The 22,178-nt window shown below is 36.7% G+C and carries 21 protein-coding genes; 5 read left to right on the top strand and 16 right to left on the bottom strand.

Annotated elements, in window-relative coordinates:
- Nucleotides 1-4: 4 nt before the first annotated feature.
- The gene (locus NPY00_RS03310; protein ID WP_269020653.1) at nucleotides 5-589 is read right to left on the bottom strand and encodes a YqgE/AlgH family protein; all 585 of its coding nucleotides are present in this window, start codon (nucleotides 587-589) and stop codon (nucleotides 5-7) included.
- A 70-nt stretch (nucleotides 590-659) separates the two neighbouring features.
- Here NPY00_RS03310 and NPY00_RS03305 point away from each other — a divergent pair, with 70 nt between their 5' ends.
- Nucleotides 660-1,517, top strand: coding sequence for a protein-disulfide reductase DsbD domain-containing protein (locus NPY00_RS03305; RefSeq protein WP_269020652.1), 858 nt, complete (start codon nucleotides 660-662; stop codon nucleotides 1,515-1,517).
- 13 nt (nucleotides 1,518-1,530) lie between these two features.
- Here the strand turns inward: NPY00_RS03305 and rnhA are convergent, their stop codons facing one another.
- From rnhA to cyoE, 4 genes are all read right to left on the bottom strand, one after another.
- A complete protein-coding gene (rnhA, locus tag NPY00_RS03300; RefSeq protein ID WP_269020651.1) occupies nucleotides 1,531-1,998 on the bottom strand; it encodes a ribonuclease HI in 468 nt (155 codons plus the stop codon).
- Nucleotides 1,999-2,003: 5 nt separating this feature from the next.
- Entirely contained in the window at nucleotides 2,004-2,963 is a 960-nt protein-coding gene (locus NPY00_RS03295; protein WP_269020650.1) for a homoserine kinase, read from the bottom strand.
- Nucleotides 2,963-4,018, bottom strand: a complete 1,056-nt coding sequence (gene ispH / locus NPY00_RS03290; protein WP_269020649.1) for a 4-hydroxy-3-methylbut-2-enyl diphosphate reductase — start codon at nucleotides 4,016-4,018, stop codon at nucleotides 2,963-2,965. Before ispH ends, NPY00_RS03295 begins: the two co-directional genes overlap by 1 nt.
- 173 nt (nucleotides 4,019-4,191) lie before the next feature.
- Nucleotides 4,192-5,127 (bottom strand): heme o synthase, encoded by a 936-nt coding sequence (cyoE, locus tag NPY00_RS03285; RefSeq protein ID WP_269020648.1) that lies wholly within the window; start codon nucleotides 5,125-5,127, stop codon nucleotides 4,192-4,194.
- Nucleotides 5,128-5,528: 401 nt separating this feature from the next.
- On the opposite strand from cyoE, the gene NPY00_RS03280 reads away from it, so the two are divergent.
- On the top strand, nucleotides 5,529-6,080 hold the full coding sequence (locus NPY00_RS03280) for an invasion associated locus B family protein (RefSeq protein WP_269020647.1): 552 nt from the start codon (nucleotides 5,529-5,531) through the stop codon (nucleotides 6,078-6,080).
- 104 nt (nucleotides 6,081-6,184) lie between these two features.
- Nucleotides 6,185-7,600: a metalloprotease TldD gene (tldD, locus tag NPY00_RS03275; protein ID WP_269020646.1), complete on the top strand. Its 1,416-nt coding sequence runs from the start codon at nucleotides 6,185-6,187 to the stop codon at nucleotides 7,598-7,600.
- Between the two features lie 64 nt (nucleotides 7,601-7,664).
- On the opposite strand, the gene NPY00_RS03270 is transcribed toward tldD, so the two are convergent.
- From NPY00_RS03270 to NPY00_RS03240, 7 genes are all read right to left on the bottom strand, one after another.
- The gene (locus NPY00_RS03270; protein ID WP_269020645.1) at nucleotides 7,665-8,918 is read right to left on the bottom strand and encodes a class I SAM-dependent RNA methyltransferase; all 1,254 of its coding nucleotides are present in this window, start codon (nucleotides 8,916-8,918) and stop codon (nucleotides 7,665-7,667) included.
- A 1-nt stretch (nucleotide 8,919) separates the two neighbouring features.
- Complete coding sequence (locus tag NPY00_RS03265; protein WP_269020644.1) at nucleotides 8,920-9,666, bottom strand: TlyA family RNA methyltransferase; 747 nt, start codon at nucleotides 9,664-9,666, stop codon at nucleotides 8,920-8,922.
- A gap of 1 nt (nucleotide 9,667) precedes the next feature.
- A complete protein-coding gene (gene dxs / locus NPY00_RS03260; RefSeq protein WP_269020643.1) occupies nucleotides 9,668-11,590 on the bottom strand; it encodes a 1-deoxy-D-xylulose-5-phosphate synthase in 1,923 nt (640 codons plus the stop codon).
- A 223-nt stretch (nucleotides 11,591-11,813) separates the two neighbouring features.
- A complete protein-coding gene (locus NPY00_RS03255; RefSeq protein WP_269020642.1) occupies nucleotides 11,814-12,068 on the bottom strand; it encodes an exodeoxyribonuclease VII small subunit in 255 nt (84 codons plus the stop codon).
- A 7-nt stretch (nucleotides 12,069-12,075) separates the two neighbouring features.
- Nucleotides 12,076-13,182 (bottom strand): 3,4-dihydroxy-2-butanone-4-phosphate synthase, encoded by a 1,107-nt coding sequence (gene ribB, locus NPY00_RS03250; RefSeq protein WP_269020641.1) that lies wholly within the window; start codon nucleotides 13,180-13,182, stop codon nucleotides 12,076-12,078.
- 451 nt (nucleotides 13,183-13,633) lie between these two features.
- Entirely contained in the window at nucleotides 13,634-14,449 is an 816-nt protein-coding gene (fabI, locus tag NPY00_RS03245) for an enoyl-ACP reductase FabI (RefSeq protein WP_269020640.1), read from the bottom strand.
- A gap of 121 nt (nucleotides 14,450-14,570) precedes the next feature.
- Nucleotides 14,571-15,470, bottom strand: a complete 900-nt coding sequence (locus NPY00_RS03240) for a J domain-containing protein (RefSeq protein ID WP_269020639.1) — start codon at nucleotides 15,468-15,470, stop codon at nucleotides 14,571-14,573.
- A 318-nt stretch (nucleotides 15,471-15,788) separates the two neighbouring features.
- Here NPY00_RS03240 and pdxH point away from each other — a divergent pair, with 318 nt between their 5' ends.
- Nucleotides 15,789-16,412, top strand: coding sequence for a pyridoxamine 5'-phosphate oxidase (pdxH, locus tag NPY00_RS03235; protein WP_269020638.1), 624 nt, complete (start codon nucleotides 15,789-15,791; stop codon nucleotides 16,410-16,412).
- 99 nt (nucleotides 16,413-16,511) lie between these two features.
- Here the strand turns inward: pdxH and ubiA are convergent, their stop codons facing one another.
- On the bottom strand, nucleotides 16,512-17,504 hold the full coding sequence (gene ubiA, locus NPY00_RS03230; RefSeq protein ID WP_269020637.1) for a 4-hydroxybenzoate octaprenyltransferase: 993 nt from the start codon (nucleotides 17,502-17,504) through the stop codon (nucleotides 16,512-16,514).
- Between the two features lie 91 nt (nucleotides 17,505-17,595).
- Here ubiA and purD point away from each other — a divergent pair, with 91 nt between their 5' ends.
- Nucleotides 17,596-18,873, top strand: a complete 1,278-nt coding sequence (gene purD, locus NPY00_RS03225; RefSeq protein WP_269020636.1) for a phosphoribosylamine--glycine ligase — start codon at nucleotides 17,596-17,598, stop codon at nucleotides 18,871-18,873.
- Nucleotides 18,874-19,094: 221 nt separating this feature from the next.
- Here purD and NPY00_RS03220 read toward each other — a convergent pair whose 3' ends face one another.
- From NPY00_RS03220 to NPY00_RS03210, 3 genes are read right to left on the bottom strand one after another with little or no spacing between them, the layout of a single operon-like run.
- On the bottom strand, nucleotides 19,095-20,504 hold the full coding sequence (locus NPY00_RS03220) for an FAD-binding oxidoreductase (protein ID WP_269020635.1): 1,410 nt from the start codon (nucleotides 20,502-20,504) through the stop codon (nucleotides 19,095-19,097).
- Between the two features lie 2 nt (nucleotides 20,505-20,506).
- Nucleotides 20,507-21,469 carry an L-threonylcarbamoyladenylate synthase gene (locus NPY00_RS03215; RefSeq protein WP_269020634.1) on the bottom strand — a complete coding sequence of 321 codons (963 nt, stop codon included), beginning with the start codon at nucleotides 21,467-21,469 and terminating at the stop codon, nucleotides 20,507-20,509.
- Nucleotides 21,466-22,137 carry a ribonuclease HII gene (locus tag NPY00_RS03210; RefSeq protein WP_269020633.1) on the bottom strand — a complete coding sequence of 224 codons (672 nt, stop codon included), beginning with the start codon at nucleotides 22,135-22,137 and terminating at the stop codon, nucleotides 21,466-21,468. Before NPY00_RS03210 ends, NPY00_RS03215 begins: the two co-directional genes overlap by 4 nt.
- Nucleotides 22,138-22,178: the final 41 nt, after the last annotated feature.

The following is a 22,178-nucleotide window of genomic DNA, read 5'->3' as shown; positions in this document are numbered from 1 at the left end:
TGACTTATGCATGACCTATTTCAGAAACAAGATAAGCTGGATCAATCCCCATACGAATAAGACTTTCATCATATTTATTACAAATATCGCTTTCAAAAAGAAAGTTAGACGATGTAGGGCTAATTAGCCAACCATTTGCAGCAATTTCTGTTTCAAGCTGTCCTGCTTTCCAACCAGCATACCCCAATGCAATCAATGCATGTTTCGGACCTTGTTCACAACTAATCGCCTTTAATATATCAAGAGTTGCAGTAAAATGAATTTTCTCCGAAACAGAAACAGTTGCTTCACAGGTGTAATCATCTGAATGAATCACAAAACCACGAAAAGGTTCAACAGGACCACCATAACATACAGGAAATTTTTTTATCGGTTCAGAAAGATATTTTTTCTGAATGCCATCAATGATGCCAAGTTGCAGCAAAAGATCCGGAAAATTTATGTTATGCAACTGATTGAGAATAATTCCCATAGCACCAGAATCAGAATGAGAACAAATATAGATAACCGAACGTATAAAGCGCTTATCATTCATACCAGGCATTGCTATAAGCAACTGTCCATTCAAAAATCTGTCACGTTGTTTCATGAATTTGATACTCTCTATAATCCGTGCACTCAATAACAATTCAGTTAGTAAAAAAGAAGATAAAGCTCAAATGAAAAAAATTCAAATATTTACAAATCCATACCAAATTACCAATATATTTCACCAACAACTTTTCATAATTTTGAGCATAGTATGCATATTTTTAGGATTATTTAACGTTACTGTTAACGCTCAAGAAAAACAGGAATCACAACTTCTAGCAACACCCTGGTATGAAACAAATGGAAATCGTGTCAGATTAGCCATAACGAAAGTTTCTTCTTCTCAAACAAGAAACGGCATTGTTGAAGTTGAACTCAAACCAGGATGGAAAACGTACTGGCGGAATCCAGGCGATTCAGGAATGGCACCATTTTTTAACTTCGATCAAAAAATTGCTTATGAAATTTTTTACCCAACACCACAACTTTATGAAACAGAAAATGATTGGTCCTTAGGCTATAAAAACAGAATCGTATTGCCTTTTACTGTTTCTGAATCAAGTGAAAACCTAAGTGGTTCTTTTGTTATTGGAATATGTGATAAAATTTGTATCCCTTTTACGATTAACTTTGATTTTTCTCCATCTTCTCCACAAAATAACTATCTCTCCACTTCTTTATTAACACACGCTTTAGCGACTTTACCTCGTAAAGCGCAGAATGAATTTAAAATAAGCGCTGAAAAAGATAATAACACCTTATTTATAAAGGTCCCAAATAACGAAAAAAGCGTCCCTTCTCTTCTCTTTTTAGATGGAGGAGAAATGCAAATTGGACCCACAAAAAAAATAAGAGATCATGAAGAATATACGCTCTTTACGGCTCCCATATATTTTGCAACAGACGAACAAAGCCAAACAATATTTTATACAGTTTCTTTTAAAGATCATGCTTTAAGTGGAACATTCGTAATCAAATCGAACTAATATTTTCAAAAAACTAGATCAGAAAACGCCCATTTTCACGATATTCCGTAATTGCTTTACGTGCGAGCGCATCAGCACGCTCATTATACGGATGACCAGAATGACCCTTCACCCAATGCCACCTGATATTGTGGCGAACACGAGCATTATCAAGTGCTTGCCACAACTCTCTATTTTTAACAGTTTTTTTTGATACTGTACGCCAGTTATTCTTTTTCCAATTGTCAAGCCACGTAGATATTCCGTTGCGCACATAAGTGGAATCCGTATAAAGATCAACAGAACAAGATTCTTTAAGGGCATTTAATGCACAAATTGCAGCAGTCAGTTCCATTTGATTATTAGTCGTGTCAACTGATCCACCATAGAGTTCACGTTCATGCCCATTCCAGCACAAGATAGCTCCCCATCCTCCAAGTCCAGGATTTCCTGAGCAAGCACCATCTGTATAAATTTCAACGACTTTTTGTTGATTGCTCATCAAATTTAAAAACCTAATTCAGTTAATGAATCAACATGACTGAAAAAACAAAGTCTCTGCCAATACTCCAATGGATCTTTTTTCACGACAAAACTACCAGACGGTGTATAAAACCAATCATAAAGGCGCGTCAGAAAAAAGCGTAAAGCCGCACCTCGAACCAATAAAAGAATTGCATTTAATTCTAAAGAAACTAATGGTCTGATTGCTTGATAATGTTTTAATAATTCATGCGCCTTCGTAAGATTGTAAGAACAATCCTTCTCAAAACACCAAGCATTCAAACAAATTGCTAAATCATAAGCCAAAAAATCATTACACGCAAAATAAAGATCAATAATACCAGAAAGCTTATAATTCAAAAAAAAGACATTATCGTTAAATAAATCTGCGTGAATCACACCTGTTGGTAAATCTAACGGCCAATTTTTTTCTAAAAAAGTTAACTCCATATCAATTTTTGATCCGAATATTTTAAACAACGCATCTTTTTTCATTTGGCAACGCTGCCATAATGGTTTCCAAGCGTCAATGGAGAGTGTATTTTTACGTTTAAGTGGAAAACCCTGTCCAGCTAAATGTAAATGCGCTAAGCTCGTACCAACTTCACAACAATGGTATATATTAGGATCGCGAACCCAAGCTCCTTCTAAGAAGGTTACAATAGCAGCAGGACGTCCTGCTAACTCACCAACTATTGTTCCATCATTCTGAAGTACCGGTTGAGGACAAGGAATTCCACGCTGACTTAAATGCTGCATCAAACCACAAAAAAAAGGTAAATCTTTTTTTGAAATACGTTTTTCATACAGTGTTAAAATAAATCTTCCTTGTGTTGTCTGAAGTAAAAAATTTGAATTTTCAATTCCTTCTTCGATGCCTTGATAGGATAACAGCAATCCTATGGAATAATGAGTCAAAAATTTTTTCAACTCATTTTGATCAATATTGGTATGAACTGCCATTATTCTGCTTTTACCTTCAATATTTGTTTTTCATCATTTCCCTGTCTAAAACTATCAGAATGACCATTAACAAACGCCATATCTTGAGGCGTTAAAATAACATTACGCAATTCACGATTCACTAAAAATGTCTCTGTTTCCACAGCGGTTTCAGCTAACTCTATTTTAACATTATAACGTTTACGAAAAGCCATAATAATTTCATCAACAATAATTTGAGGAGCAGAAGCCCCCGCTGAAAGACTAACGACAGAAAGAGGTTCTAAACGCTCAAAATCAATTTCATCAGCACGTTGAACTAAAATAGACTGCCGCGCTCCAAATCTTTCAGCAACCTCTACCAAACGTCGTGAATTAGAAGAGTTTGGCGCCCCAACAATTAAAAACAAATCACTTCCTAATGCTGCTGCTTTCACAGCATTTTGCCTATTTGTTGTCGCATAACAAATTGATTCAGCAGCTGGTGGTTCCAAAGCAGGAAAACGCCGTTGTAAAACATCGAGTATTTCTGCCGTATCTTCGATAGAAAGCGTTGTTTGCGTTACAAATCCCAATTTATTCGGATCATTTGGCTGATAATGCAAAGCATCTTCAACTGTTTGAATTAATGTAACCGATTCTTTTTCAAGTTGTCCCATTGTTCCAATAACTTCAGGATGTCCAGAATGACCAATCAATATAACATGACGTCCATAACGTTGATGCCGTATTGCTTGCTTATGAACCTTAGAAACCAATGGACATGTTGCATCAAGATAAAACAAATTATAACGACGCGCTTCTTCTGGTACGGACTTTGGAACACCATGCGCAGAAAATATAACAGGCTGGCTATAATGTTCTTCTGGAATTTCATTCAGTTCTTCAATAAAAATGGCCCCTCGCTGCTGTAATCCTTCTACTACGTAGCGATTATGGACAATTTCATGACGAACATATACTGGAGAACCATATTTTTTTAATGCAAGAATAACAATTTGAATAGCACGATCAACTCCTGCACAAAATCCACGTGGACTACAAAGACGCATTGTTAAAGAAGGAAGTGCAGACATGATTTATCCTTATATTTCTGTGGCGTTTACTTCACCACCACATAATTATTATTATGTTCTACAAAAGTAGGAGCAAAAGAAAAAATAAAATCACATTTCCCATCGAAAAAGCAGGACACTTTTACATCATACTCTCTTTGCATTCTACTGATATGAAATTTTATTGAAATTATTCAAAGTTGAAAAAAATATAAAATAAGAAATTCAATCAAAAGAACTCCAAAAATAGCAGTCAAATAAAACACAGAAAATAAAAACATTTTCTTTGCTATAAAAACAGTGTCACTCTGTGTATTTGTTTTCCACAAACGATAAGCGAGATAAACAAAAATAATCCCTAAAATTGTTGAAAAAATACCATAGATAACTCCTGCAAACCCTAAAATATAAGGCCCAATGGCACATATTGCCATTATAATAGAATAAATTAAAATTTGTTTTTTGGTTGAATTTTCACCTCGCACATTAGGCATCATAGGAATATTTGCGGCATCGTAATCCATAGATGAAAATAAAGAAAGGGCCCAAAAATGCGGAGGAGTCCACATAAAAATAATTAAAAACAATAGAAAGCTTTCAACATTCACTGTTCCTGTCGCAGCAGCCCACCCGACCATCGGAGGAAAAGCTCCAGCTGCTCCACCAATAACAATATTTTGTGGAGTTATACGCTTCAGCCAAATTGTATAAATAACGACATAAAAAAATATTGTAAAAGCAAGAAAAACAGCTGCAAACCAATTAATGAAAATTCCCATCACTACGACTGAAAACGTAGAAAGAATTAAACCAAAAATACACGCTTTCTCTCGGCTAATTTTACCAGTCGGAATGGGACGATTACGAGTACGTTTCATCACTGCATCAATGTCAGCATCATACCACATATTCAGTGCTCCTGCACCACCTCCTCCCACAGCAATACACACAATCGCCAAAAAACCACGAAATAAGCTCATAGAAACAGGAGCCATCAGTAATCCTACTAAGGCTGTAAAAACAACAAGCGACATCACTCGTGGTTTCATCAATGTGATATAATCATAAATATCAGCAACGGGTGGAATCGATTGACCGTTTTCTGCTGATAATTCTCCTGAAACAGACATTACCCTAAAGAACCTTTTCCATCTGAGTCATTCACAAAAAAAACCTTTTATTACATGAAAATGACAAATTAATCTTAGAGTATTTTTGAGAACATACAAAACACCATCTGCACACATTCATTAAAAACAGATAGAAGCGTTTGCAACAAAAACACATTTGTAAAATCAATATTCTTCTTGATATCACAATAAATATCTTACAAAAACAGAATAGATTCTATCGATAGTTAAAAAAAATCTTAAAAAATTTTGCTTCAAAACACACTGCTTTTTCACTTTTCTTCTGTTATTTTGCAGATACATTGATATATTTGGGAAGGTTTGCATTTTATGTTATACTGTTAACTTAATAAATTTACTTTTCATAAAAACCTGTGCATGAGAGTGTAATGATAATTCGGATGCAATTCTCTACAATACTTCATCATTTTCTAAGAACAACCTTTTTTATTGGTATTGCTACTTATCTATTTTATAATATTTTTATTAATCATGCTCTTGCACAAATATCGGATATGCAAAATATTCCTACGCCAAAAACTTACGGTGCTTGGACAAAAATTTGCTCCTTACCACCAGGAACCCCTAATATACAATGCGAGATTGTACAAGATATACGAACACAAGATCGTAGAGATATTACTTTTCGCGTTGCATTTTTCAAACTCCCTAAAAACCAAGGAACGTTAATGCGTGTTTTTGTTCCTATTCGAGTTGAATTACGTCCTGGTGTTGGACTCAAAATCGATAATAAAGATATGGAGAAAATAGAATATCGTCGTTGTTTAGGCGATGTTTGTATTGCTGAATCTCTTATGAAAAAAGAAACCCTAAGACCTTTTTTAGAAGGAAAAATAGCAACCTACTTTATCTTTACAACTCCTGAACAAGGTGTCGGAGGTGTCCTTGATCTTAACGGTTTTCGTGACGCTTATGACGCTTTATCAAAATAATCAAAAGGCATACAAAAATGTTAACGAATGAACACATTTAATAATTTTGTTGTAATTTTTTAAAATAAGAAATGTAGTATCCCAAATAAAATAGGATAACCATCATGAGATCACTGATTGACCAATTTGATATTCCTTCATCAAAATTGCAGTTGCTTGTAGAAGACGCGCTTCATAATGCTGATGATGGTGAACTTTATCTTGAATATACAGAAAGTGAAACTCTTTTATTTGATAATGGCCAACTCAAAAATGGTTCATTTCACCAAGATGTAGGATTTGGCTTACGTGTTGTTTCTGAAGAAGCCACAGGATATGCTCATTCTGGCGAATTATCAGCTGCAGCGCTCAAACGTGCGAGTGACGCAGCTAAAGCTGTTACCTATAATCACACAGGATCTTATAGTGTAGCTCCTCAAAAAACACATAAAACTCTCTATCAACCAAACAATCCTCTCAATACTCCATCTTTTGAAGAAAAAAGTGCTCTTTTACAAAAAATTGATGCTTATTTACGCAATAAAAATGATAAATTGCATCAAGTTACCGTAGCTCTTTCTGGCTCACTACAACATGTTGAAATCCTACGTGCTAATGGTTACTTTGCTCGTGATATCCGTCCTCTTGTACGACTTTCTATCTCTGTTGTTGCAGCAAATGGTAATCGGCGTGAGAGTGGTTTCTACGGATGTGGTGGACGACAGGACTTTAGCCAATTTATTAGTGAAGAAAATTGGAAAACAGCTGCTGATGAAGCCCTTCGCATGGCTCTCGTAAACTTAGAAGCAGAAGCAGCACCCGCAGGAACATTTGACGTTGTTTTGGCTAATGGATGGCCTGGTGTTATGCTCCATGAAGCTGTTGGACATGGTTTGGAAGGTGATTTTAACCGCAAAAAAACGTCAGCTTTCTCTGGACTTTTGGGGCAACAAGTTGCAGCAAAAGGTGTTACTATTGTGGATGATGGAACAATTCCTCAACGCAGAGGATCTCTCACCATAGATGATGAAGGAACACCATCAGGTCGCAATATCCTCATTGAAGATGGAAAATTAGTTGGTTTTATGCAAGATCGGCTTAATGCTCGACTTATGGGTGTTAAGCCAACAGGAAATGGACGGCGTGAATCCTACGCACATATACCAATACCACGAATGACAAATACAATGATGTTAGGAGGAGATAAAACGCCTGAAGAAATTTTATCTTCTCTTAAAAATGGTATCTATGCTGTTTCATTTGGCGGAGGACAAGTAGATATTACCTCTGGAAAATTTGTATTTGAATGTACAGAAGCTTATCGAGTGGAAAATGGTAAAATTATAGCACCAATCAAAGGTGCAACTCTTATTGGAAACGGACCAGATGCTATGAAACGAGTTACAATGATTGGCAATGATAGCAAACTTGATAATGGCATTGGAATGTGTGGGAAAGCAGGTCAAAATGTTCCTGTTGGCGTCGGACAACCTCATTTACGAATTAATAATATGACTATCGGTGGAACAGAATTAGGATAAAATAAATTGAACAAGATTCATTTGAAATTTACTAAAATAATTCAAATGAATTGTTCAGTTTAAACTAAAGTTTCCAGCCCGTTTTCTTTTTACGTTTGCTCAAAGTTGCAACAATTTCAACATGAGGGGACCATAAAAACTGATCGATAGGAATCACTTTTTCAATTGTGTATCCTCCTGAAACAAGAATAGATACATCACGAGCAAATGTAACAGGATTACATGAAACCGCTACAACACGTGGTATTGTCGCCTTCGCTAGCTCATTGACTTGTTCTTTAGCACCAGCGCGTGGAGGATCAAAAACAACACTATCAAAACGCTCAAGTTCCTCTACAGAAAGAGGACGACGGAATAAATCGCGTTTTTCACAAGTAACTGTTTTTAAACCAGAAGCAAAACGTACTGCTGCTTCTAAATTTACTAATGATGCTACATCATTCTCAACAGCATGAACATTCATCCTTTTAGCCATCCGTAAAGTGAAAGTTCCTACTCCAGAAAATAAATCAACAGCATTCTTTGCTTTTTCTAAATGAGATAAAATAATATTTCCCATATTATTTTCTGCTTCACGAGTCGCTTGAAGAAAACCATGAGGAGGAAGTACAACATGCACATCTCCAAAAGAAATTAATGGTTTTTCTTGTTCAAAAAAAATTTCACCTTCAACAGATAAACGTGTAATTTCACTAGAAAGAGCAATCTGTATTATTTTCTGACGAATAACCTCATTGCGAACAATACAACCGCTCACCGCAACATCAAGACCATTTTCAACAGACGTGATCATCATTCGAAACCGTTTAGTGTCATGACTTAAAAGAGCACATATTTCTCTGATAGTATCTAATTTCAATATAATCTCTGAACGTGTCACTGGACATTCTTCAATAACTACAACGTCATGAGACAAATAACGATTAAAACCAATAATACAACCTTCTTTTGTTTTAGAAACTGTTACCGTAATTCGCCGTCGACTATGAGTTTCACATTCAATTAAAGGAGATACAGTGACATTAAGTCCTCGTTGCTTCAGCATATCAACAACCAATTGCCTCTTCCAAGAACGATAAGCATCAGCATGCCAATGTTGAAGCATGCATCCTCCACACCTCTCAAAATGTTGACAAAGAACATCAATACGTTCTAGTGATCGTTTTTTTAATGTAGTGCGTATCTTCTCTGTCTCATGAGAAACAACTTCAACGATCTCTCCTGGTAAAGTAAAAGGTACATAAACTAAGCCTTGTGGAGTTTTAGCACAACCAATACCGTTTGCTCCGATATGGTCAATGATAATATCGTTATTCATATTATTGTTTTTCCCCGAATAACAAATATTCTATATTACCATCACTCCCCGTAATGGGTGAAGGAAGTAAACCTTTTGCAACCCACCCCTCTTGCAGATTTAACCACGTAAAAAGTTCCTCAGCAGTTTTTTGGGCCACTAATGGATCTTTCAATATCCCTCTTTTACCAATATCTTTTCGACCAGCTTCAAACTGAGGTTTAACCAACAAAACTGCTTGCGCTCCTTTCTTTGCTAAAGATAAGGCAGATGGCAACGCAAGCTTAAGAGAAATAAAACTGACATCTGAAACAATGAGATCAATTTCATGACCGTTCAAATGTTCCTTCTTTAAATTTCTAATATTTAAACCTTCTAATAATGTTATCGCATTATTATTGTTTAATAAACGAACATCAAACTGATGATGGCCAACATCAACCGCAATAACATGAGCCGCTCCGCGTTCTAAAAGAACTTGTGTAAATCCACCTGTTGATGCACCAATATCAATAGCCGTCACTTGAGATGTTACAACTGGAAACACATCAAGTGCTCCAATCAATTTTAATGCAGCACGCGAAACATAATGCTGTGCTGGATCATCAACCATAATTTCCGCTTCTTCAGAAATCATTTGCCCAGCTTTAAAAATTATCTTCCCATCAACTTGAATTGTTTTCCTCATAATCGCATCACGTGCTCGAGAACGTGTTGGGAAAAAATTTTTCTCAACCAAAAGAACATCAAGCCTTTTCGTAATTGCCATATTATACTCGGATTTTTTGTATTGTTCGAATTTTACGCCCCAAAGCTGTTAAAACAGTATTGATAATACCTGTTGAATCAAGTCCAATACGTGACAGAACTTTATCTGGCAAACCTTGATTTAAATACTCGTCAGGAAATGTTAAAGTGCGAACTTTTAGGCCATGGTCTAACAATCCTTCTTGCGCCAAAAATTGTAATACATGCGCTCCAAATCCTCCCATTGCACCTTCCTCAATTGTCACTAATATTTCATGTTCGCGCGCTAAACGACGGATCAAATCCTTATCCAAAGGTTTAGCAAATCGTGCATCTGCAACAGTTGCAGATACACCTTCTGTCTCTAACTCATCAGCTGCTTTTAACACTTCAGATAACCGTGTTCCAAAGCACACCAATGCGGCTCTATTTCCTTCACACAAAATGCGCCCTTTACCAATTTCAAGAATCTCTCCTCGCTGCGGCAACTCTGAACAAACACCATTACCGCGTGGATAGCGAAAAGAAATAGGACCTTGATCATAGACTGCTGCTGTACGCACCATATGCATCAGTTCAAGCTCATCAGAGGGAGCCATCACAACAAACTCAGGAAGAGTTGCCAAAAAAACAATATCATAACTTCCTGCATGCGTTGCACCATCTGCACCAACAAAACCAGCTCGATCAATTGCAAAACGTACTGGTAATCTTTGAATAGATACATCATGAACAATCTGATCATAAGCACGCTGCAAGAAAGTCGAATAAATAGCAACAAAAGGTTTATACCCTTCACACGCAATACCCGCAGCGAAAGTCACCGCATGCTGTTCAGCAATGCCAACATCAAACATTTTTTCAGGAAATTTTTCAGAAAAAGCATCAAGACCTGTTCCCGTTGGCATTGCAGCTGTTATAGCAACAATTTTATCATCATGACTTGCTTCTTCGATTAAAGCTTTTGAAAACACTTTCGTATAAGAAAAAGTATTGCTTTGCGTTTTAACCTGCTTTCCTGTAATAACATTAAAGCGATTAACACCATGATATTTATCATAAGATGCTTCTGCAGGCGCATAACCTTTTCCCTTACGCGTTACTACATGCACTAAAACAGGCCCATTGGGATATTCGCGAACATTTTTCAAAACAGGCAGTAAATGTTCCAAATTATGACCATCTATCGGCCCAACATAGTAAAATCCAAGCTCATCAAATAAAGTTCCTCCAACAAAAAAACCCCGCGCAAATTCTTCGGAACGACGTGCCTTATCTGAAAAAAATCTTGGTAATTTCTTGTTTAAACCTTTTAATTTTTCACGTAAACTACGATAAGAAGGGCGGGAAACTAACCGTGCGAGATGCGCACTCATAGCACCAGTGGGAGGTGCAATGGACATATCATTATCATTCAGAATAACAATTAAGCGTGCATCTAAAGCACCAGCATTATTCATCGCCTCATAGGCCATCCCAGCAGACATTGCGCCATCACCGATGACCGCAATGATGTTGCGTCTTTCTTCTTTTTTCAAAGCACTGGCTATTGCCATACCAAGACCTGCAGAAATCGAAGTAGAAGAATGCCCCGCACCAAATGGATCGTACACACTTTCTGAACGTTTCGTAAATCCCGACAACCCTCCCTCTTGACGTAATGTCCGAATTTTATCTCTACGCCCCGTCAAAATCTTATGAGGATAAGCTTGATGACCAACATCCCAAATAATTCTATCATCAGGTGTATTAAAAATATAATGCAATGCAATAGTAAGCTCAACAACTCCAAGTCCCGCGCCAAGATGTCCCCCTGTAATAGAAACAGTATCAATTGTTTCGGCGCGCAACTCATCCGCTAGCTCCACCAAAGCAGATTCAGGCAATGCTCGCAAATCTTCTGGCAAATAAATACGATCAAGAAGTGGCGTTAATGATCGAGACAAATCAAACTCCTTAGCTTAAAAATAATGAGATGATAAATATACGCTCTGAACCACTTTCATGCATAGCATTGTGCATTTTTCATTAAAAACCCTTATTTATCCAAGCTTATCTATCAACTTTCTTTTGTTTTAACTTATTTTATAAGAAAAAACTGCTAAAAATTACTGTCTATATACTCAGTTGCTTTGTCTCTTAAGACTAAATCAATAAAATTATTTAACATCACTCAGAATCAAGTGGCTCTAAACCTTCTGGATGACCTTCATCTGAAAGCTTAATTTTTTCAACTTTAGTTTCAGCCACTTTCAACAATTTCTCACAGTGCTTTTTTAAAGCTTCACCACGTTCATAAATATCAATTGACTGCTCTAAAGGAACATCCCCACGTTCCAAATTTTCAACAATTAATTCAAGCTGCTTAAGCGCTTCCTCAAAGCTTAATGTTTTAATATCTTCCTTTTTTATCTCTTGTTTCATGTAATCCTCATAAAGTATGGATCTTGGATATACGAATCCCAAAACTTTCTAAATCAACATCATCATTGCCTTTAAAAGCATAAACAATAACAGAGCGAATGCCTAAAGATTTCAGAATTTGTGCTCCTAAACCACTTTTTTGCCATTCTTCTCCACGTTTAACTGCTTGTCCATGTTTTTCTAATTCACTTATTTCCATGACCTGATCACCAATACATGATTGGACATCAACAGATTTCTTCCGTAAATAAACACATACCCCGCGTTTTTCTTTTTCTACCATATGCTGCATCATAATAATCATATTCGATGATTGACCAAAAATATCATTGATAATATTCTCGTGATAAAAACATACTGGAATATCTTCACCCTCATGGATATCACCAAAAACGATTGCAATATGCTGAAGCATTTCCCAAGGAAGCTTATAACTTTGAGCGACAGCCGAACCTATAGAAGTTTCAATCTGCATAGCTCCAACCTGCTGGATGATCATCTCTTTACGCTGACGATATGCAATGAGATCAGCAACAGTTATAAGATGCAATCGATTATCTTGTGCAAATTTTGTAACCTCATCTCCATGTTTAATACTACCATCATCATTAACTAACTCTCCAATAACACCAACAGGTGGTAAATGAGCTAATTTGCATAAATCAACAGCTGCTTCTGTATGACCGGAACGCAAAAGAACGCCTTCTTCATGAGCAATCAAAGGGAAAATATGTCCAGGGCGAGCAAAATCATGAGCACAGGCATTAAAATTAGCAAGATTGCGAACTGCCAATGCACGGTCATATGCTGAAATTCCTGTTGTTATACCATATTTATAGTCAACAGAAACTGTGAATTGAGTCCCATGCACTGCATCATTATCACACACCATAGGAGTGAGACCCAATCGCTTAGCTTCCTCTTTTGACATAGGCGCGCAAACAATTCCTGATGTATGACGAATGATAAATGCCATTTTTTCTTCTGTACAATGAACAGCAGAAACAATTAAATCACCTTCATTTTCACGATCATCGTCATCTCTTACGACAAGAACTTCACCGCGTTCAAAAGCTTGAATAGCAGAAACAACTTTTTCCTGATCGTAGGCCATATTTCACCTTTTTATTTAATATAATCAATCTGCCCACGATGCCTTTAGAGAATGGTCAGCAACAATGCAAGTAATGATCACTTCACCAATAATCAATACGTCAACAACATAAATCCCAACACATGGATCGTCACGCTTCCTCATAACAATCACCTACATCGTTACTTTCGACAAAATCGAATAATGAGAGGTCACAATAAATATAAATCATGTCGTTTTTGTTATGAAATATACAATCATTAATTATCTACTCGCTTCTTAAGCACTTCCTCATAGAAAGTGATTAAGAAAGTAGCGTGTTTCTAACACTTCTTGTTTACATTTCAAAGCATTAATTAGCGCTAAAAATGATATAATAGCCAAGCTGAACAATCATTTTTATCAAGAATTATCATTCCTTGACATAACGTTCATCAAATTGCTTTTAACAGATAAAATTTCTAGAACTATGTTATTCTTTGATGACAGAAATATCCGGTGCATCAACAGCTTTCATGCCAATAACATTATATCCCGAATCCACGTGATGAATCTCACCTGTAACAGAACGAGATAAATCTGAAAGAAGATATATGGCAGAATCACCTACTTCTTCAATTGTCACCGTACGACGTAAAGGAGAATTATATTCATTCCATTTAAGGATATAACGAAAATCTCCAATACCAGAAGCAGCTAATGTCTTGATTGGTCCTGCCGATACAGCATTAACGCGAATATTTTTAGGGCCCAAATCTACAGCTAAATACTTCACACTCGCTTCGAGTGCTGCTTTAGCAATCCCCATTACATTATAATGAGGCATAACTTTTTCTGCACCATAATAGGTTAGCGTTAAAATTGAACCACCATTTGTCATTAATTTTTCTGCTCTCTGAGCAAGAGCCGTAAATGAATAAACAGAAATATTCATTGTCATCATAAAATTTGATTCGCTGACATCAATATAACGACCACTGAGTTCATCTTTATCAGAAAACCCGATTGCATGAACTAAAAAATCAAGCTTGCCCCACTTTTTTTCTATTTCACTAAAAACCGCATCAATCGATGCACTATCGGAAACATCACAATGACCACAGACGATTCCCCCAACCTCTTTAGCTAAAGGCTCAACACGTTTTTTCATTGCCTCACCTTGATAAGTAAAAGCAAGCTCTGCTCCTGCTGCACTCGCAGCTTTAGCTATCCCCCAAGCAATAGAGCGATTATTGGCCAACCCCAAAATTAGACCACGCTTGCCGTGCAACAAATTATTATTAGCCATTAGCACTGTCCTATTTTTACTTGAAATCAACATTATTTACTTGCCTATGACATAGGTCAACTTTTTCTTCAAGTAATTGGTTTCAAATAAAACAAAAATTACGTTTCTACACAAATTCAAATTAATTTTCCTGCATTTGCAAAAACTGCTGTAAAGCGACGTCTTTGTTCTCCGGTAGCATAATACGAACGTGTACATAAAGATCGTCTCTTTCTCCGCTTTTTAAAGGAAGCCCTTTTCCCTTCAAACGCAAAACGCGATCAGAACTTGACCATGCAGGAACTGTCAAAACAACACGTCCCTCTAAAGTTTCAATTTCTTTTTTTGCACCCAAAACTGCAGACTTAAGAGAAACCGGTAAATCAAGATGGAGTGCTCGTCCTTCAACTCGAAAACGAGGATGCTTTTGAATATGAATGGTGATTAAAGCATCTCCTGATTGACCATACGCTACTTTTTCTCCTTGACCTTTTAAACGAATAGTTTGTCCTTCTTCAACATAAGCTGGTAATTTAATTTTTACTTTCTTTCCATCAGAAAAAACAGCTTCGACTTTTTCTGTCCCAACAATTTGCTCCAATGTAACAGAAAGGTTAGCACGGACATGCGCTCCTTGTTGAGGTCGATTATATTGTGTGGAATTTGAAAAGCCTCCTCCTCCAAACAAATCACGAAAAATATCACTTGCATCAAAATCAGCCCCCCCTGAAGAATTAAAATCAAATCTCCTTCCTCCTTCTGAAAAAGGATTTTGTCTATTTCTAAAATTTCCTCCGGCACCGTAAGCGTGATGAAATGATTTTCCTTCCGCATCAATTTCACCACGATCAAATTGTGCTCTTTTATCTTCATCACCTATAATTTCATAAGCCTGATTAATCTCAGAAAACTTTTCTTTAGCTCTAACATCATCCCTATTATGATCGGGATGATATTTCTTGGCCAATTTTCTGAATGCAGATTTAATCTCTTGCGGTTTTGCAGTGCGCTGTACACCTAAAACCGTATAGGGATCACGCATGTTACCCTCTCTTTAGCGTTTCGTTTTTTTAATATTAATTCATCTGTTATTAAAGATCATTTATTGTTTCATCAATCTATTTAATGGAGTAATTTTTACTTTATCTATATGTCTATAAAAGTATAGAAATACCAGATGGAATAAATATTTTTATATCTAATATACAGCGTTTTACCTTATGCAAAAGACAAAACATAATCGAAAAGCCAGAAAAACATACGATATCATTAATTTTTCAATAAAAGAGAAAAACTTTACTCTTTAAATAACACAAAATTCAAATAACTAATTTAAGCTAGCGAGCATTCGAAATATCTTATGAACAATCAAATACAGAAAAATGATGACTTGATGCAAACACAAGAGCCTTTTACACTTTTCTCAAATTGGCTTGAAGAAGCAACAAAAAATGAAATAAATGATCCTAATGCAATGGCATTAGCAACAGTTGATGAAACCGGACTTCCTAATGTTCGCATGGTTCTACTTAAAAACTTTAGTTCAGAAGGATTTGTTTTCTATACCAATTATGAAAGTTGTAAAGGACAAGAAATTTTAAAATCTATGAAAGCATCTTTGTGTTTTCATTGGAAATCGCTGCGCCGTCAAGTCAGAATTAGAGGGATTGTTGAAACAGTCACAAACGAAGATGCAGACACATACTTTCAATCACGACCTCGTGAAAGTCAAATTGGTGCATGGGCATCCAAACAATCTCAACCATTAAAGAACCGTTCTATTCTCACAAAAGAAATTGCGAAATATACGGCACGCTATGCAATAGGCAATATCCCTCGTCCGCCTTATTGGTCTGGATTTTGTGTTAAACCTCTTTTTATAGAATTCTGGTGCGATCGCTTATTTCGATTACACGACCGCTTACTTTTCACACGTAGTTCCATTGAACAAAACGATTGGAAAAAACAAAAGCTTTATCCTTAATTTTCTATTCTTTTAAATTCTAAAATAATGTGCTTTTTCTCTCTACAGCAGTACACTGTTTATTTTATACTCACTATTATACGGTTTTATCTTATTGATTCATATCATCATCCAAATGCCTCCACATACTAAACCCGCAAAAACTATAAAACCAACGAATGAGTTAGATTTAAATAGTTTTAAGCATTGTGAAGCATTATTTATATCCAGTACTTTAATTTGAAAAATCATGTGGAGACTTGCCACTAAAAGACCAGAGAAACTCAAAATAGAAACCTGTGCAAGATAAAATGCTAAGCTTGCCATTATAATAAAACCACCATACAAAAATATCAATGCACACTTAGTTCTCTTTCCAAAAAGGAGAGCTGTGGAATGAACACCAACCATAATATCATCTTCTTTATCCTGATGGGCATAAATTGTATCATATCCAATTGTCCACAAGATTGATCCTACATAAAGAACAATTGGTGCCCAGCTCAAACTGCCGTACACGACAGCCCACCCCATTAACGCACCCCAATTAAATGCAACACCTAAAAAAAATTGAGGCCAATCTGTTACACGCTTCATAAAAGGATAAAGTGCAACAGCAACCAATGATGAAAGACCTAAAAAAAAGCTAAACTTATTAAACTGTAATAAAACGCCCAATCCCACAAGACATTGTATAAGTATAAAAATTTTTGCTTGAATTCGACTCACTTGACCTGCTGGTAAGGGGCGAGAACGGGTTCTTGCTACCTGCGCATCAATTTTTTGATCAATAAGATCATTCCACGTACAACCAGCACCTCGCATCGCAACAGAGCCTAAAAAGAAAAGAAAAAGATACCAAATCCAATTTCCTACCATTGAAAAATAAGACATTTGAGGCGTTTTATAGGATAAAAAAGCCATAGTTGTTGACCAAAAACAAGGCCACATCAACAACTTCCACCCAATAGGTCTGTCCCAACGCGCCAATTGAGCATAAAACCATAAAGAACAAGGCAGCAAGCTATAAACCCATTGTTTTGAGGATGCATCCATCACTCTTCCTTGTTGTTCACAGGATTGAACCTGCAAAATATTTTTGCTCTTTTTCATCAAATATTTTCACCTTTAATCTTGCAGTAACAACATTTCATTCTTATGACAGAAGAACTGATTTAATCATCTTTTATGATAGGAGCAAGAAATGAATGTTCTTCTTATCGGTTCCGGTGGACGAGAACATGCTTTAGCGTGGAAAATTGCTGCATCCCCTTTACTCACAAAATTATATTGCGCTCCTGGCAATCCTGCAACAACGGAATTTGGTGAAAATATTGATTTAAACATTTATGATCATGTTACGATCATTGATTTCTGTAAAACACATTCTATTGATCTTGTGATTGTTGGACCAGAAGCGCCGCTAGTTGCCGGTTTAACAGATGCGCTTAATGCCGCTAACATTTATGTCTTTGGACCGAGTCAAAAAGCCGCTCAATTAGAAGGTTCAAAAGGATTTACCAAAGACTTGTGTTGTAAAAATAACATTCCTACAAGCACCTATCAATGCTTTCACAACGCTCAAGAGGCTAAATTCTATATTCATCAACAAGGTGTCCCTATTGTTATTAAAGCGGATGGTTTGGCTGCTGGAAAAGGAGTCGTTGTTGCTATGACAATGGAAGAAGCCTTTGATGCTGTTGATTCTTGCTTTCAAGGAAGTTTCGGTGATGCAGGAAGAAAAATTGTTATTGAAGACTTTCTTGAAGGAGAAGAAGCAAGTTTCTTCTGTCTGTGTGATGGGAAAACTGCTATCCCCTTTGGAACAGCACAAGACCACAAACGTGTTGGTGACGGTGATACTGGAGTGAATACGGGTGGTATGGGTGCCTATTCACCAGCTCCAGTGATGACAGAAGAAATGGTCAACCGTACACTCAAAGAAATTGTAGAACCAGCCTTACGTGGTATGAATGAAATAGGTGCTCCTTTTAAAGGGATTCTCTTTGCAGGATTAATGATAACCCAAAAAGGGCCTGAATTAATTGAATTTAATGTACGATTTGGTGACCCAGAATGTCAGGTTTTAATGATGCGTTTAAAAGATGATATTCTTCCTCTTTTTCTTGCAGCGGCCAAAGGAAATCTCGAAAATCAGCATATACAGTGGTCTGAAAAATCTGCTTTAACAGTTGTCATGGCTGCTAATGGTTATCCAGTTTCTCCTCAAACAGGGAGTATTATTCGTAACCTTGATGAAGTGAAGCATCTCTTTCCAGATGTCCAATTTTTTCAAGCTGGAACAGCTTTATGTAATGGAGAATTAATCGCCAAGAGTGGACGTGTTTTAAACATCACAGCATTAGGAGAAACTATTACACTTGCACAAAAACGCGCTTATGAAGCTGTAGATTCTATTGATTGGCCACAAGGTTTTGTTCGAAGAGATATTGGATGGCGTGCTATTGCACGAGAAACCTAAATTTTTAAATTATCTGAGCTATTAATTTTAAATAACACAATAAGAAAAATATTCAATTTTTCTTACACAATTGGTTATTGCTGCACATAAATTCAGATCTTAATGCTATTGTATATATTATTCCTTACCCATTACCATAATACACACAATGTAACTCTTTTTCATTGCATGATGACAAAAAACAAAAAAATATCATTTCTGTTTTGATGATTATCTTCACATCATAATATTTTTCCGGGGTTCATAATCCCTAAAGGATCGAATGTTTTTTTTATCGTTTGCATCACTTCCAAGGCAACAGGTGATTTAAAAGTACGGAGTTCTTTTTTCTTAAGCTGCCCAATTCCATGTTCCGCTGAAAATGTTCCTTGATAGGACATCGCTAAACAATGAATACGAGAATTCATTTGCGACCATAATTGTAAAAACTCTGCAGTATCGGCTCCAACCGGCTGCGTAACATTATAATGGAGATTCCCATCACCCATATGACCAAAACAAACTATCTGTGCACCGGGTACAATATCTTCTACGATAAGAGCAGCTTCTGCGATAAAATCAGGAATAGAAGAAATAGGGATTGCAATATCATGTTTGATTGATCCCCCTGCCAATTTCTGTGCAGGTGACATATCTTCTCGTAATTGCCAAAAAAAATCTTGCTGTTTTAATGATTGTGCAATAATCGCATCCTCTATCACAGCATTTTTTAAAGCTTCATCTAAAATAACATGTAAGATTGACAATGCTTCATTTTCACTGCGTGATGATGAGATATTCATTAACACATACCACTCATGTTCATGATCGAAAGGAGATTTTACACACGCCTTATAATTTAAAGCCATTTGTAAACTCAATTTTCCCATTAGCTCAAAACCGGTTAACAATGCTCCTCCATAGCATTGCGCAAGAGTGAAAAGTTCAAGAGCTTGAGTTGGACTGTGCAAGCCTACAAAAGCCACCGCTTTTCCTTTTGGTTTTGGAAAAAGTTTTAAAACAGCCGCTGTAATAACACCCAAAGTTCCTTCTGCTCCAATAAAAAGGTCTTTCAAATTATAGCCGCTATTGTCTTTTTTAACAAAACGGAAATCATTCAAAATACGCCCATCAGGCAAAACAACTTCCAGACCAAGACAAAGTTCACGCATATTTCCATAAGCCAAAACAGCTGTTCCCCCCGCATTAGATGAAAGATTTCCTCCTATCTGACAAGAACCTTCTGATCCCAAAGAAAGAGGGAAAAAACGCCCTATCTCGTCTGCTTTTTCCTGTAAAGTATGTAAAATAACACCTGCTTCTACGACAACAAAATAACTCTCCGGATTAATCAATCGAATTTTATTCAAACGCTCCATCGATAAAATAACATTGCATCCGCTTTCATCTGGTTGCTGAGCTCCCACAAGACCAGTATTTCCTCCTTGAGGAACAATCGGCGTACGCGTTTGGCTAGCCAAATGCATAATCGATGAAACTTCTAGCGTCGAAGACGGCCGTAAAAGCAACGGCGTCTTTCCATGAAAAAGTTTACGTTCTTCACACAAATACGGTGCTATCAATTTTTGATCTGTTATTGCATATTCAGAGCCTACAATATTTCTGAAACGTTCAATCAAATCCTGCTTCATCCTTATTTTCTCCTCGGTGCAGCAGCACGAATTAAACGATCATTAATCGCTTCACCCAAACCATTAAATGGGATGGGTTCTACAGCAATACATTTTACTTTCAATGAATCTAATTGTTCCATATATTGAAATAAATGATATGCGGCTTCTTCCAACTGACCCTTAACACTCAGATTTAAAACAGATACAGCATTTTCAACACCTGCAACACGTTCAGGTCCAAAGGCCAAAAGTGCCTCACCACTTTCCACTTTTTTCACATTCAAACGCACCGCGGCATCGGGCGCATAATGCGATTTTAACATACCGGGAGCTTCTATTGCATCCTGCTGTTTCAACCGTTTTAAAGGTTGTTCTATTACTTTTTCAATTGCCTCAATCGTTATTCCTCCCGGACGCAATAAATAAATACTATCATTACAAACCTTAAGAATTGTTGATTCAAGTCCTATTTTTGCAGCACCATCATCAATAATCAAAGGAACTGATGTTCCCAAAGACTTCAACACAGATTCAGCTGTCGTTGGACTAAGTCGTCCTGATTGATTTGCACTAGGTGCCGCTAAAGGGCGACCAAAATGTTGAATAACCTCTGCAAAACCACCTCTTGGAAAACGAACAGCTAATGTATTAAGACCCGCAGTTGTTAAAGGATGAATATTATGATTCTCTTTTAAAGGTAAAACTAACGTCAAAGGTCCTGGCCAAAATGCTTCCATTAATCGATATGAAAGGAAATCTATTTCCACATAATGTTCTGCCATCGCAATACTACTCACATGAGCAATAAGAGGATTAAATGGCGGTCGTTTCTTTGTCTCAAAAATAGAAGATACAGCTTTTCCATTTGTTGCATCAGCCGCTAATCCATACACAGTTTCTGTCGGTACAGCGACTAAGTGACCTTGTTTTAGGATCGTCACTGCTTTTTTTATTGAAATGTTACTAAGAGGAAGAATTGTCATAAAATATCATCTTTATAACGCTGTTTAATTGGTGAAAAACTATAACGGTGTAATCCTATAATAGGCCCATATTGATCAATTGCCGCACGATGCTCTACCGTTGCGTACCCTACATGTCTTTCTAAGCCATAACCTTTATAGACTTGTCCAGCAGATTTCATCATTCGATCACGTGTTACCTTAGCAATAATAGATGCGGCAGCTATTGAAATTGAACGCTGATCACCTTTAATCAAAGCTGTCACTGGGCATGGCAAATTGGAAGGAATATCACGCCCATCAATAAGCGCATAATGGACAGGTACTGCAAGCCCTGCAATACAACGCTGCATTGCTTCTAAAGTTGCTTGTCTAATATTCAACCGATCAACTGTACGCGCACAAAGACTGACAATTGAAATCGCTAATGCACTTTGCAAAATCTCGTAATAAAGTTTATTTCGCAGCCGAACAGAAACTTTTTTTGAATCATTGATTCCTTCAGGAATATGATCTTTATCCAAAATTACTGCCGCTGTTACCACCGGCCCAGCTAATGGACCTCGTCCAACCTCATCAACACCTGCTATATTTGAAAATCCTTGTTTATGTAAATCCAATTCGCACGTAAAATCCGGCTGAAGAGGTAAATTAAACGCTTTTGATAAATCACGAATATAACAAGACATGTATATATTTTTGCACCATCATTCATTTTTTGCAATTTTTA

The organism is Bartonella sp. F02 (assembly GCF_026929975.1).
Classification (GTDB): domain Bacteria; phylum Pseudomonadota; class Alphaproteobacteria; order Rhizobiales; family Rhizobiaceae; genus Bartonella.
This window is presented reverse-complemented; position numbering and strand designations above follow the sequence as displayed.

Bases quoted from the DNA above. Each gene is read 5' to 3' on its own strand.
- NPY00_RS03310 (WP_269020653.1), bottom strand. From the start codon at position 589: ATGAAACAACGTGACAGATTTTTGAATGGACAGTTGCTTATAGCAATG.
- NPY00_RS03305 (WP_269020652.1), top strand. From the start codon at position 660: ATGAAAAAAATTCAAATATTTACAAATCCATACCAAATTACCAATATA.
- rnhA (WP_269020651.1), bottom strand. From the start codon at position 1,998: ATGAGCAATCAACAAAAAGTCGTTGAAATTTATACAGATGGTGCTTGC.
- NPY00_RS03295 (WP_269020650.1), bottom strand. From the start codon at position 2,963: ATGGCAGTTCATACCAATATTGATCAAAATGAGTTGAAAAAATTTTTG.
- ispH (WP_269020649.1), bottom strand. From the start codon at position 4,018: ATGTCTGCACTTCCTTCTTTAACAATGCGTCTTTGTAGTCCACGTGGA.
- cyoE (WP_269020648.1), bottom strand. From the start codon at position 5,127: ATGTCTGTTTCAGGAGAATTATCAGCAGAAAACGGTCAATCGATTCCA.
- NPY00_RS03280 (WP_269020647.1), top strand. From the start codon at position 5,529: ATGCAATTCTCTACAATACTTCATCATTTTCTAAGAACAACCTTTTTT.
- tldD (WP_269020646.1), top strand. From the start codon at position 6,185: ATGAGATCACTGATTGACCAATTTGATATTCCTTCATCAAAATTGCAG.
- NPY00_RS03270 (WP_269020645.1), bottom strand. From the start codon at position 8,918: ATGAATAACGATATTATCATTGACCATATCGGAGCAAACGGTATTGGT.
- NPY00_RS03265 (WP_269020644.1), bottom strand. From the start codon at position 9,666: ATGGCAATTACGAAAAGGCTTGATGTTCTTTTGGTTGAGAAAAATTTT.
- NPY00_RS03255 (WP_269020642.1), bottom strand. From the start codon at position 12,068: ATGAAACAAGAGATAAAAAAGGAAGATATTAAAACATTAAGCTTTGAG.
- ribB (WP_269020641.1), bottom strand. From the start codon at position 13,182: ATGGCCTACGATCAGGAAAAAGTTGTTTCTGCTATTCAAGCTTTTGAA.
- fabI (WP_269020640.1), bottom strand. From the start codon at position 14,449: ATGGCTAATAATAATTTGTTGCACGGCAAGCGTGGTCTAATTTTGGGG.
- NPY00_RS03240 (WP_269020639.1), bottom strand. From the start codon at position 15,470: ATGCGTGATCCCTATACGGTTTTAGGTGTACAGCGCACTGCAAAACCG.
- pdxH (WP_269020638.1), top strand. From the start codon at position 15,789: ATGAACAATCAAATACAGAAAAATGATGACTTGATGCAAACACAAGAG.
- ubiA (WP_269020637.1), bottom strand. From the start codon at position 17,504: ATGAAAAAGAGCAAAAATATTTTGCAGGTTCAATCCTGTGAACAACAA.
- purD (WP_269020636.1), top strand. From the start codon at position 17,596: ATGAATGTTCTTCTTATCGGTTCCGGTGGACGAGAACATGCTTTAGCG.
- NPY00_RS03220 (WP_269020635.1), bottom strand. From the start codon at position 20,504: ATGAAGCAGGATTTGATTGAACGTTTCAGAAATATTGTAGGCTCTGAA.
- NPY00_RS03215 (WP_269020634.1), bottom strand. From the start codon at position 21,469: ATGACAATTCTTCCTCTTAGTAACATTTCAATAAAAAAAGCAGTGACG.
- NPY00_RS03210 (WP_269020633.1), bottom strand. From the start codon at position 22,137: ATGTCTTGTTATATTCGTGATTTATCAAAAGCGTTTAATTTACCTCTT.